Raw genomic sequence first — 13,200 nt, forward strand, 5'->3', positions numbered from 1 at the left:
TTATTTTCAGATCAACTTTATTTTTTAATTTAAAATAAAATGAAAAATATTCTATGAATGATAAAAGTGTAAGGTAAAGGATATCTGTGCGAAATTATAAAATAGATGTATTACGTGGTATTTCAATTTTATTGGTCTTAATTCACCATTTTAATATTCCATATAAATTACATGATACCTTTTTAGGGATACAGATTTTTGGTGAGAGCCTAAGTACCTTAATTGCTCGTAATGGCAATTATGGCGTGACCATGTTCTTTGTGATCTCAGGTTTTTTAATTACTCAGCATAGTTTGCAACGTCATGGTTCATTGGTACACATCAAACTTAAAGACTTTTATATACGCCGTGTTGCACGAATTATTCCATGTTTGGTTTTATTGGTGGCTATGGTGACGGTATTGGGAAGTTTTGGGTTAAAACCTTTTATCAACCAAGCACCGAATGGTATAGAAGTGTCTTATGCCTTAACTATATTTGCAGCATTTAGTTTTTGGATGAACATTCTGATTATTGAAAATGGTTGGGTAAATTATGCTTTAGGTGTGCTGTGGTCATTGTCTGTCGAAGAAGTTTTTTATCTCGCATTTCCACTTTTATGTTTGCTTTTAGGGCGTAGTCAAAAACACTTTATTTTACTGTTGTTTGCTATTATTGCTTATGCACCTTATTTCCGTTCACTGCATTTTGGTGCAGAAAATGGTGCTTATCTTTACCATTATTTTTCCAGTTTTGATGGAATAGCAATAGGTTGTTTAACTGCGATTGTCGTGCAAAATTTTAAAGGAATCCTCGCTTATAAAAATCTGATTGTGAGCATTGTTTCAAGCATGATGGTCATGCTTTATTTTTATGCCCCCATCAAAGAAGTCAGCACATGGGGAATTTCGGTCTTTGCTTTGTTCACTGCAATATTAATTTTCTGTTTCTCGCAAAATGCTGCATCAAAAGCATCTTCTATCACCTCAAAAACGATGGTCTGGATTGGGCAACGCAGTTATGAAATGTACCTATTTCATTTAATTGTTTTAGGGTTATTTAAAGTGGTTTATTTTCCTAAAGAAACGCTGCCTGCTGAAAAATTAATGTTATTACCGATTTATTTTATCTTGGTGTTTATTTTAAGTTGGATGATCGAAAAATATTATTCAGCACCTTTAAATCGAAAAATTCGGCAACGCTTTATACGGTCAAGTTCTTAGAAAATGAGAACTGAGCTGTTTAATCTTTGAATTTGAGTGATTCGATGAGAAAATGATTGAGCATCAAAAAACAGAATTTACAGACAAAAATAAACCGACGATTCGAGTGATGAATAAATCGTCGGTCAAAATACTTCGCTTAATTTGATTTAGGCTGCTGTTCCAAATCAAATTATAAGAAGCATGAGTTTATAGGTCTCATGGGATAGAAGGTTACCGAGTCAAATCTGCGGATGCCAGTGCAAATTGTTCGCGGTTGCTGCAACCTTATACTTATATAACGACAGCTCTTTTGCTTTGGTTGACAAGAAAGTGAAAAAAAATTAAAAAATTTTCCTATAATGTATTTTTGAGTTGTGGAAATTCCCGTATGACATCACTAAGTAAATATTTTTTATGGTTTTTTGTACTTTGTTTGGTGTTGACAATGGTGGTTGGCGTTTTGGTCGCTTTATTACCTAGTCAGGTTGCAGGTGTTTTAACCGCATTACCTTATCTGATTTCTATGATTATTGTTTTACACTTATTTCTAAAGCAGCAAAAGCGCGCTCCAAGTAAAGCAGAACAAAAAAAATTCTCTATCGGGTTTAGTCTGATTTTTTGGACATATAATTTTATTGGCATCTTCATTGGGGTGATGATTTTTGCACGTCATGATGCTGAAGTCTGGAATAATTTTTTACTCTATATGCAAAGCCCACAATTTTTAATGATTTCGGCAATGATGTTATTAATGTTAGCGATTCCATTATTTCTGATTACTTACTGGTTTTATGGTAAACAGGCGCAACGTATGGCAGCAAAAATGTTTTCATAGGTAAATAATGCAGCTTTATGAGTGTTTAAAAAGTATGCTTGAATGGAATTTATAATAATCAAAAGAGTATTTAATTCATGCAGACCGTTTTAGTCACTGGTGCAACAGGTTTTATTGGCAGCCATTTGTTGCACTATTTGTTACAGCATCATTTTCAGGTCATTGCATTGTCACGGAAAATGCATATTTCAAACCATGTAAATTTACAATGGATTGATTCACTCACTGCACTCGAAAATATTTCACTAGATTATGTGGTGAATTTGGCAGGTGAGAGTATTGGTCAAGGTCGTTGGACAGTAGCACGTAAACAAAAACTGATTCAGAGCCGAGTCGATACCACAAAAAAATTGTATCAAGCGCTCGCACAATATCAAATTAAGCCTAAATGTATTATTTCAGGTTCTGCGATTGGCTATTATGGGATTGATTTGAATGAGCAATGGTTAAATGTTTGTGATGAATCTTCATCTCCTCAAGCGATTTTTATGTCTGAACTTTGCCAAAAATGGGAAGCTGAAGCGTTGTCTGATCCATTGCAAAACACCAAAATCATGCGTTTAGGCGTCGTATTTGGTAAAAATGGCGGCATTCTTCCACAAATGTTATTGCCAATTAAATTAAATTTAGTCGGGCGAATTGGTTCAGGACGTCAACCGATGACTTGGGTGCATATTGATGATGTGATTCAAGCGATTTTATTTTTATTTCAAAGCGCATCAGACCAAAAAATTTATAATGTGGTTGCACCTGATCATATTGATCAAATGCAATTTGTCAATGTTGCTAGCAAAGTGTTCAAGCGTAAACCATTTTTGCCATTACCGAGTTTTGTGATGAAACTCTTGATGGGCGAGCAGTCTCAATTGGTGTTAAATGGTCAATATGTGCAACCCAAAGCTTTACTGAATGAAGGCTTTAAATTTCAATATGCAGACTTGGACAGTGCGTTAAAACAAACGATCCATTCATAGTTTGGCATCATCATACTGTGTCAAGTTGGGTTAAGCGTTGAGTTGAGTACGCATATGGGGCGACCAAGGTATCTTGTTTGAGTATCATCTGACGTAGCAAACGTGCTGATGCAGGTCCCATACAAAGCCCATTACGATAGTGCCCAAAGTTTGCCCAAAGGTTTTTTATATTTGGCATTTGCCCGATATAGGGAATCCCTGTAGGTGAACTTGGTCTCAAGCCTGCCCATTGTTTTACGATTGGGAAATTGGCGAGTTCAGGCACCATTTCAAGGCAGGCTTTATAAATATTTTGCTGTGTTTGAATGCTTGGACGTTGGTCAAAACCAAGATGATTCATGCTTGAGCCACATACAACATGTCCATCCATACGGGGAATAAGGTACATGACATTGTTCATACACATGGTCGGTAACCAGTTTTCAGGGGTTTTAAAAAGCATCATTTGCCCCTGTACAGGCTCAACAGGAATGCTGCATTTTAGTTGTGCTGACCATGTATTTGACCAAGCACCTGTCGTCATCACAAATTGATCTGCTGCAAAATGTTGACCATTTGAGGTTTGAATAGACTGAATTTGATTATTTTGAAGATTAAACTTTTCAATCCAAGTATTTTCAATCACTTCGGCATTAGGATGCTGTTTTAAATATGAAATTAATGATTTGAGTAATCTTGGATTACGTACATTTGCTAAGTATGGGAAATAAATCGCATGTTGGAATTGTTCGGCAATATGTGGGTTAACGGCTTCCAGTGATTCACGTTGTAAATACTCACAATGTTGCATCGGTTCTTGGTATTGATCTTTGTAATTCAAACCAATTTCAAAATCAGCTTCATCAAAGATCAACATTCCTGTTTCATGAATTTCAAAATCAATACCTGTTTCAGGCAAAAGTTTTTGATTCCAATCTTGATAGAGTTGTTTACCATGTTGTGCGAGATGATTCACTTCTCGTGGATAACGCCAAGGATACATTGGAGAAAGAATTCCTCCACCTGCCCATGAGGCTGCATGACCTGCATGTTGTTGGTCAAATATGGTGACTGTGCAACCTTGTTCAACAAGTTCGAGGGCGGTGAGTAAGCCACTTACTCCTGCACCAATGATGGCGATATGCATGAAAATCAATACCACTTTTTTAAGTTGAAATGATCTGGATTAGATTTCAACTCATAACACTAAAAAATGAGTACAACCACAAATATTGATTTGAGGGCATGTACCTTTGCGTAGGTAATTCCTTACTTTTCAGAGATGAAAAGTAACAAAAATCTTTTGTTGGACTGAGGGGAATTCCTTTTCCCCCAGTCCAACGGTGGCATCCATGCCACCTACCGCGAATTAAATACTGAGTAGAATTTAAATTAAAAAATAAGAAGTAGAAAGTCTTACTTCATCTCTTTTAATTGGCGTGCTGCTTGTTCTGCATAGTACGTCCAAATTCCATCTGCACCTGCGCGGCGGAAGCACATGAGTGATTCCATAATCACGCTTTCAGAAAGCCAACCATTTTGAATGGCAGCAGCCAACATCGCATATTCACCACTGACTTGATAAACAAAAGTAGGCACGCCAAAAGTGTCTTTGACTTCACGAACAACATCAAGATAAGGCATACCAGGTTTAACAATCACCATGTCAGCGCCTTCTTGAATATCTAAAGCGATTTCATGTAAAGCTTCTGCACGGTTACCAACATCCATTTGATAGTTATATTTATTACCACCTTTAAGGTTGGATGAAGAACCAACAGCATCACGGAAAGGTCCATAGAAGCTAGATGCATATTTTGCTGAATACGCCATAATGCTCGTATAAATATGACCATTGCTTTCTAAAGCTTGACGAATTGCACCAATACGTCCATCCATCATATCACTTGGTGCAATAACATCTGCACCTGCTTCAGCATGGCTAAGTGATTGTTTAATTAGACATTGTACGGTTTCATCATTCAGTACATAACCTGTATCATCAATGATACCGTCTTGACCATGCGTTGTGTACGGATCTAATGCGCCATCTGTAATTAGAACCATTTCTGGTAGTTCTTTTTTTAGTAAACGTAAGGTATTTTGCACTAAACCGTCTTCGTGCCATGCAGCTTCGGCGGTTAAGCTTTTATCTTCTTGTGGTGTTACTGGAAATAATGCGAGTTTAGATACACCAAGTTCTAACAAAGTTTCTGCTTTTTTCAACAATAAATCCGCAGATAAACGTTGTACGTTTGGCATACTAGGTACATCCTGGGTTTGATTTTGCCCAGGAAGTACAAATACTGGATAAATGAGATGATCTGCTGTGAGTTGAGTTTCTCTGACCATGGCACGGAGCTTGTCATTTTTACGGATACGGCGCATACGAGTGGCTGGAAAAGCAGGACGATTGAACGTATAAGTCATAACAATCTCAATATTCAGTATTAAACTAAGCATTATTGTAGCCCTTTCACATATTTTTTGGGGAAAAGCTGCATTTTTTTCTTAAGATTGGTTTTGTATTTATTATGAGTGATTCTCCTAAAATTGATTCGACCTCGAGCGAGTCACAAAAAAAGTGGACTGGAAATTTACATCTAGGCGCTAAAGCTGATTTAAATGTTGTTCTGAAACAGTTAACCAAAGCATTTAATAGTTCACCTTATTTTGCACATAACACCATGCAAATGCGTGTGGTCAATGATGAAATCGAAGGCTACATTGAGATGCAACCTTTTTTGATTGGCAATGTTGCATTTCAAATTTTACATGGTGGCGTCGCTGCAACTTTACTCGACAGTATTGGTGGAATTGTGGCAATGGGTGAGTTATATAAAAGAGCTGAACCTGATCAATTGCCAGATACATTGAAGAAGGTTTCTCGTTTAGCCACTGTAGATATGCGTGTCGATTATTTATCACCAGGTCGTGGAAAGTTTTTTATTGCTAAAGCTGAAACGTTGAGAATGGGGCGTAAAGGCTGCACCATGCGTATGACCATGGTGAATGATGAAGGTAAGGCGATAGCAACAGCGATTGCATCATATGCTTACTAAAAAATAGTGTACTGCCCAGTACACATTGTATTTATTTTGTCAATATAAGTGGTCGAAATTTAGATTTTGATCACTGAGTCTTGCAAAAAAATAAGATGAATATCAATAGTTTTCTATAAAATCAACCGATAAACTCTAGAGTAAATATTTTTATTCTCATATTATGATTTTTACCTGTAAAATTGACCCCCACATTTTTAAAACAACCTTGACGCTTTCATTGGCATCATTTCAAGTGATTTTGAACATTAAAACCATGATTCAGTTCGATCTCTAGTTTGATGTAATGTGGTGATGAGGTTCCTAAAAGCTAGGAATATGCGATGACTGAAGCGCAGATGACGAATGCCTCCCCAAATGAAACTCCATCTCCAGCAGATGATGAAGCAAAACAAAAACGTAAAAAAATGCTGAAAATATTTGCATTATTGGTGCTTGTTATTGGCATCTTATATGCACTTTGGACATTTTTTTTCGGAAATAAGGTTGAAACTGACAATGCTTATGTTGGGGCTGAAACTGCTGAAATTACCTCAATGGTCAGTGGTCAAGTTGAAAAAGTGCTGGTGAGTGATACACAGCAAGTTAAGAAAGGGGATGTCTTAGCAATTATTGACAATCGTGATGCCAAAATCGCAGTTGCTCAGGCAGAGGCAGAGTTGACGAAAGCGAAACGTCAATATACACAAAGCTCAGCAAATAGCAGTTCATTATCTTCACAAATTTTAGTCAGTGCTGATGATATTAACAGTGCAAAAGCACAAGTGGCACAAGCTGAAGTGGGTTATCAGCAAGCACAGCAAGAGTTTGCCCGTCGTCAACAATTAAGTGCTTCAGGAGCGATTTCTAAAGAAGAATTTACCAAGTCGCAAAGTGCTTTGAATAATGCAAAAGCCAGTGTCGATGTTGCTAAAGCCTTTTTAGCTCAAGCAGAATCAAAACGTAAAGCAGCACAAAGTAATTTAGATGCAAATGAAGCACTCATTAAAGGTACATCACAAACATCAACACCAGATGTTTTAGTGGCTCAAGCCAAACTTGATCAGGCACTTTTAGATTTAGAGCGTACAGAGATCAAAGCGCCATTGGATGGGGTGATTGCGCGTCGTAGTATTCAAGTTGGACAACGTATCGCACCGGGTGCAAGTCTAATGAAAATCGTGCCATTATCTGAGTTGTACGTCGATGCAAATTTTAAAGAAAGCCAATTACAAAATGTGAAAGTCGGGCAAAAAGCGACTCTAACCTCAGACTTATATGGTAAAAAAGTTGAATATCACGGTACTGTAATCGGTTTTTCTGGGGGGACGGGTTCTGCATTTGCTTTGATTCCTGCGCAAAATGCCACAGGAAACTGGATTAAAGTAGTACAGCGTTTACCTGTGCGTATCAAGTTAGATCCTAAAGAGTTAGCCGAGCATCCTCTACGTGTCGGATTATCGATGACAGCTGAGGTTGATACCTCATCAGCGAAGTAATCGCCTATGAACAGCTCAACATTTCAAGGTGAGTTAAAGGGCGCTAAGTTATTACTGGCTGCCTTTTTCTTGGCATTGGCAAACTTTATGGTCGTCTTAGATATGACCATTGCCAATGTATCTGTTCCTCATATTACAGGCAGTTTGGCAGTTTCAAGTTCACAAGGAACTTGGGTGATTACCTCTTATGCGGTTGCTGAAGCAATTTGTGTTCCATTAACTGGATGGTTGGCAGGGCGTTTTGGCGCTGTTCACGTTTTTAGCATTTGTTTGATTGGATTTACGACATTTTCAATTTTATGTGGTTTATCAAATAGTTTAGCAATGTTGGTAATTTGTCGTATTGGTCAAGGTTTGTTTGGTGGACCGATTATGCCGCTCAGCCAAACTTTACTGATGCATATTTTCCCTCCCGAAAAGCATTCGCAAGCCATGGGAATGTGGGCAATGACGACTGTCGTAGGTCCAATTTTAGGACCGATTTTAGGTGGTACGATCAGCGATAACTGGTCATGGCATTGGATTTTCTTTATCAATATTCCTGTCGGGTTGTTGTGTGCTGTAGGTGTTATGCGTCTGCTCAAAGTTGCGGAAACACCAACTGCAAAATTGCCGATTGATGGGATTGGTTTGGCTTTGCTGATTGTTTGGATCGGCGCTTTACAGTTAATGCTCGATTTGGGGCATGAACGAGATTGGTTTAGTAGTGGTCTAATTTGTGCTTTAGCCGTTATTTTGGTGGTTGGTTTTATTGCTTTCTTTATTTGGGAATATTACGAAAAACATCCAATTGTGAATATTCAAATCTTTAGATATCGTGGTTTTACCATTGCGACCTTATCTCTTGCTTTTGCCTTCGCGGCATTCTTTGGCAGCATTGTACTCATTCCACAATGGTTACAAATTAACTTAGGATATACCGCATCATGGGCAGGTTATCTGACTGCAACCATGGGTTTTGGTAGTTTGATGATGTCACCTATTGTGGCGAAGTTAGCGACCAAATATGACCCACGTGCTTTATCAAGTTTTGGTCTTATGATTTTGGGTGGTGTGACCTTGATGCGGTCATTCTGGACCAGTGATGCTGACTTTATGGCATTGGCATTACCGCAAATTATTCAAGGTTTTGCGGTACCATTTTTCTTTATTCCCCTTTCAAATATTGCATTGGGTGTGGTACGCCCTGATGAAGTTGCTTCAGCAGCAGGTTTAATGAACTTTATGCGAACGATGGCAGGAGCGATAGGGGCATCCATTGCGGTAACGATTTGGGATGATCATACCAAAATAGCACGCAGCGAAATTGTTTCTACAATGCATGTTGAAGAGACTCAGCGGAATTTGGTCAATAGCGGCTTTAGCCCAGAAATGGCACTTGGTACAATTTCAAACTTGGTGGATAAAGAAGCTTTAACCATTTCAGTGAATCATGTGTTTTTAATCTTTGCGATGGTTTTTATTTTCGCAGGTTTAATCATTTGGTTATGCCCAAGACCAAAAGGTAATGTGGGGGCAGGGCATTCACATTAATAAATAGCTGTCTAGAAAGGCCCGATATTTATCGGGCTTGTTTTTATGTCTGTGAATAAAAATTGAGGTATTTTGAATACATTCTCATGTGACTTGAACAATCGAACCATCCAAAGAAATCAGCAAACAATATTGGTCAAAATAGCTCACCAAAAAAAATGCAAAGCCTTGAAAAGATGAGCAAGCGAGATCTATAGAGCGGAATGAGTTATTGAAAATAGTCAAAGGTTTGGAAGATCACCTTGGAGAAAATGGTCTGGTTATCATCGACGTAGTTTGGTTGAAATCAAGATACACTGTATCAAACTTTTAGAAGATAAATGAACAGCAAGGAGTTTTTCTAGTCAGGTGAAAGAGATTTATGGTTTTAATTTTAGTTGAGAAAACACAATGGTAATATTTGGAAAACCTTTTGGAACATGGGTGTTTACGAAAGAAATAAACTCGATAGAAGATGATTCTATTAAAGATCAATTAATTAATAACTTATGTAGCTTGCTAATAATATTAGAAAAGTATGGGGTTTTTTTTCCAAAACTTATAGAACTATATGATAATGCAGAAACTAAAGAAAGTTCTTCAATTGATTATAATTTTGAAAAATATTCAGTTTCAGATCAGGATGATTATAAGCAGAGTAACTATTGGTATCAATTATTTTATAAGTTTAATCATGCAGAAAAAAAAATTCCATTTACAGTTGATATTAGTGGCTTGACTCTGTTGTTGGATAATAGCAATAAAATTTTTGTAGAGGATGGTTTCTTTGTTAACACTTATTTTAAAAACCATAAAGTAATATTTATTTTGTCAACCTATGCAACGGATTGGTTACCTTATCGTGCGGATTTACGTGGTGGTATTAACCCAGATTATGAAGTGAATGCAGAACGTTTGGAGCAAGCTTTACTGGAGTTTACAAAAACATGTTCTGATTATGAGGTCGAACAAATTGAAGATGAGATAGAGGCTTATGATCCAAACAGATTATTTCGTTTGGTAAATCAACGTTATGCTGAGTTTGAAGGTGTTGAAGAAATTGTACTTTATGATCCTTCGGGACGAATGATGGGGAGCTATAACCCTGTGACAGGTGAAGTTGAATAAATAAAATGTGTAATGTACAAGACAGTGTACACGGTGTATGTACACTATAACTATTTATGTTTGGTTATGTTCAGGCAAGAAAAAAGGCTTAATCCCTTTAGAATCAAGCCTTTTATCTTTAAAACTTGGCATATTTTGCGATGGCGACAATTGAACTGAGTATTTAAGATATTGTTATTTAATGATTAAAATTTATATAAAAATATAGGGATACATATGGGGATACAAATTGTCTGTTGCTAGGCATTTTTTAGCTCAGTTTGGTGGACATAATGGAAGTCAAACTCACATAAAAATAATCATTACAACAATATCAATTCAGTGGTCAATTTGGGAGATGAACCAATGTTCCATAAATTTAAAGATTTGAAAAAGGTAGGGGGATGGTCAAAATAACCATGCCTTAAAATTAATGACCAACTCTATAAACATATTTTTATACGCTCGAGATTAAAAATTGAGGGTCTTGACTTGATGAATGATGGGTGAATGGTTCGGCTGCTCTGCCTCATGCGCTCCAGTGCGTTTTATTCTACTGGTGACTTGTTCAGGTTCATTATGTTTTTTCACATTTCAAATGGCGAGTTCAACTGCTTTGATCTGTAGGCGATGACAACTATAAACAACCGCCTAAAAGCTTGTCGTCAAAAAAGATGGACAGGCATATCCAAGCTGCTCCCTCAAATGGAGGATGAGATAATAGCAGTACCTTTTATCGGCAGTGCTTTTTTCGATCTTATTGGATGTACTTGGATGAAGTGAATTACATTTCGTATTTTATTTTTTACAATTCTTCCTTGTTGTACCTTGTGGAAATGATGGAAATAGCACATAACAGCGAGTTCACCATATTTAAACCTATCGATGATGGTAAAAACATACTTACCTGTTGCTTGATTAACTCAGGTGAAATCTTGCTTAGTTCGACACAACATCTGACACAAACTAGCTAAAAAACTATGTAAATAATTGATTAATATTAAATATGTTCTGACATTTTCACTGACTTTTTAGCTAGTTATTTGCTTGATTTAAACTCGCTTAATGACAGTTTTCCTTGAATTTCCTTGATGAAATGGGATTTACTTAAAATAGTGGTAAACCTTGCCACGTATAGCTTATAGGCTGTTTTATACCGTTATTAATTGATAGCTCATCAAGGAAAATATCTATAGGTTTTAATTAGGTGTAATTACACCAGTTTTCTTGATGAATCTTGATGAGATAAGTAATCGTCAAATTAAGCGTAAACCCTGCTGTATATAGGTTATAGGGTGCTTTTAATTGTTTTTATTTGTGGTTCATCAAAATAGTACCCCCTTGGCATGTACCTACATGGTATGTATAAGGATGCCATTTGAAATGTGACCCTTTGAGATTTCAAATCTAATAGGGCGTGTTCTTGCTATACGTAGCTATACGAAATGCAAATTTATAAAAGTGTGTGAAAGCATTGGTGTGTATGGCTTAGAGGGTAGTTTTATAAGAATTATTAATAGAGGCTGTAAAGCAAAATAAAACACGCTCATAGTATGCACAAAACAGCCAATCTAGTTGCACATATCCACCATACTGCACCAGTCATTAAATCAATCTTGTTTTACGTAGCTTTACGGATGGCATATTTAAAAATCCACTGTAAGCATTGATGTATATAGGCTTGAGCCATATTTATAAGGTTTTCTCGTAAAACAAAAAAATTACGTTGATGAAATAGAAAAGTATTCATGTTTTTATGCTGTGCTGTTTTATTGATTACTGGTGAATCTTGCTTGACGTAGCATGACAAAACGAATATTTATGAAAAATGATGTAAGCCTTATATAGCTTGGCTTTTAGCGTGTTTTTATGGTTGTTTTTCTGAGTACCTTGTCAAACAAATATAATAGGGTCTGTCATGCAAGATTTTGTGATAAGTAGTGATACGAAATTAATTTATTTACCTTGATGTACCTTGATGGAATGCAGTTTTAATAAAATAGCTGTAATGCTTGTCTAACAAGGGTTTGGTCGAGTTTTATAGTCTTTTTTGGCGAGTTGCTGTCAAGGTAAATTCCAAAGGTGCTGTATTGCTAAATTTAAATAATTTACGTTGACGCACGTTGACAAAACGCATGTTATGCAAAATAACTGAAAGCCTTTCTATGTAATCGCTTAAGGCTCTTTTGGGTGTGTTTTGATTTGTAGTCTGTCAACCTAAATTAAGAATCAAATTATTGTTTTTAAAGCAAAGCGTAAAATTGCGTTTTGCAATTTATTAAGGTCGTCAAAAAAGACGAGCTTTCAATCATCATGATTTCAGTGATAGATCAACTTGGTCACATTTAGAATCTCAGCAAGTTAAAACCTGAATGGTTAAAATGACCATGCAGATACTAAAAAGCTCCTCATATTTAAGGAGCTTCTTTTTTAAATTAACTGCAATACATCCGCCCGAACTTCGACTATCTCCCGATCTGCACCGCTTTGATATAAAAACTTAATTGACTATCATGGTGATAAGGATATTTAACATAAATAAGGAATGGTGTTATGAAAAAATTAGTTATAGGTTTATCTGCAATTTTAATGACAGCTTGTACACATAATAAGTTATTACTTGTATTACCTTCACCAGACAAAACTTATCGTATTGAGGTATTACAATGTCAACAAAATGGTTCATTTTGGGGAACTGCGAAACTACAAATTGCTGTACCATCGGAAGGTAGTTCAAAATGCCAATCATCAGTAAATACTTATATTAAATTTTATAGTGAAATGCCATTAAGTGATTTGCAATTAGAATGGATTTCAGATACTGAAATACTGGCTTGGCATCCAAGCTTTAATCCTAAATTTGGTCCTTATTCAGCTACACTAGGAGGTCCCAATGATCCAATAAAAATAAGTTTTAAACCAAAATAAAAAATTGATGAATATCCCTTGTCATAAAGTGAATGGAAATTAATCACTGTTATGTCATAAAACATAATGGTCTAACTCATTTAGTTGATATGCGTTGAATGACTCCAACATCCGTTTAATTTTTTCATTTTTATATATTTT

The 13,200-nt window shown here is 36.3% G+C and carries 10 protein-coding genes and 1 pseudogene; 9 read left to right on the top strand and 2 right to left on the bottom strand.

What is annotated here, in order from left to right; all coding sequences use genetic code 11:
* The first annotated feature begins 86 nt into the window (after positions 1–86).
* The 3 genes from HX124_RS03625 (at position 87) to HX124_RS03635 (ending at position 2,993) form a co-directional block, all read left to right on the top strand.
* Positions 87–1,202: an acyltransferase family protein gene (locus tag HX124_RS03625; protein ID WP_286381987.1), complete on the top strand. Its 1,116-nt coding sequence runs from the start codon at positions 87–89 to the stop codon at positions 1,200–1,202.
* Between the two features lie 370 nt (positions 1,203–1,572).
* A complete protein-coding gene (locus HX124_RS03630; protein WP_286381988.1) occupies positions 1,573–2,019 on the top strand; it encodes an ABZJ_00895 family protein in 447 nt (148 codons plus the stop codon).
* Positions 2,020–2,096: 77 nt separating this feature from the next.
* On the top strand, positions 2,097–2,993 hold the full coding sequence (locus HX124_RS03635; RefSeq protein WP_286381989.1) for a TIGR01777 family oxidoreductase: 897 nt from the start codon (positions 2,097–2,099) through the stop codon (positions 2,991–2,993).
* A gap of 10 nt (positions 2,994–3,003) precedes the next feature.
* Here HX124_RS03635 and thiO read toward each other — a convergent pair whose 3' ends face one another.
* Positions 3,004–4,119, bottom strand: a complete 1,116-nt coding sequence (gene thiO / locus HX124_RS03640) for a glycine oxidase ThiO (RefSeq protein WP_286381990.1) — start codon at positions 4,117–4,119, stop codon at positions 3,004–3,006.
* Positions 4,120–4,388: 269 nt separating this feature from the next.
* Complete coding sequence (gene hemB, locus HX124_RS03645; RefSeq protein ID WP_171405154.1) at positions 4,389–5,402, bottom strand: porphobilinogen synthase; 1,014 nt, start codon at positions 5,400–5,402, stop codon at positions 4,389–4,391.
* 104 nt (positions 5,403–5,506) lie between these two features.
* On the opposite strand from hemB, the gene HX124_RS03650 reads away from it, so the two are divergent.
* The 6 genes and pseudogenes from HX124_RS03650 (at position 5,507) to HX124_RS03675 (ending at position 13,059) form a co-directional block, all read left to right on the top strand.
* Complete coding sequence (locus HX124_RS03650; protein ID WP_107009423.1) at positions 5,507–6,034, top strand: thioesterase family protein; 528 nt, start codon at positions 5,507–5,509, stop codon at positions 6,032–6,034.
* A 323-nt stretch (positions 6,035–6,357) separates the two neighbouring features.
* Complete coding sequence (locus HX124_RS03655) at positions 6,358–7,512, top strand: HlyD family secretion protein (RefSeq protein WP_286381991.1); 1,155 nt, start codon at positions 6,358–6,360, stop codon at positions 7,510–7,512.
* A gap of 6 nt (positions 7,513–7,518) precedes the next feature.
* Positions 7,519–9,045, top strand: coding sequence for a DHA2 family efflux MFS transporter permease subunit (locus HX124_RS03660; protein WP_286381992.1), 1,527 nt, complete (start codon positions 7,519–7,521; stop codon positions 9,043–9,045).
* 151 nt (positions 9,046–9,196) lie between these two features.
* Positions 9,197–9,366: pseudogene (locus tag HX124_RS03665) on the top strand (IS5/IS1182 family transposase); the annotation flags it as partial.
* Between the two features lie 69 nt (positions 9,367–9,435).
* Positions 9,436–10,152, top strand: a complete 717-nt coding sequence (locus tag HX124_RS03670) for a hypothetical protein (RefSeq protein ID WP_286381993.1) — start codon at positions 9,436–9,438, stop codon at positions 10,150–10,152.
* Between the two features lie 2,532 nt (positions 10,153–12,684).
* On the top strand, positions 12,685–13,059 hold the full coding sequence (locus tag HX124_RS03675; protein ID WP_286381994.1) for a hypothetical protein: 375 nt from the start codon (positions 12,685–12,687) through the stop codon (positions 13,057–13,059).
* Positions 13,060–13,200 lie beyond the last annotated feature (141 nt).

It is taken from the genome of Acinetobacter sp. 226-1, assembly GCF_030329325.1.
GTDB classification, from domain to species: Bacteria; Pseudomonadota; Gammaproteobacteria; order Pseudomonadales; family Moraxellaceae; genus Acinetobacter; species Acinetobacter sichuanensis.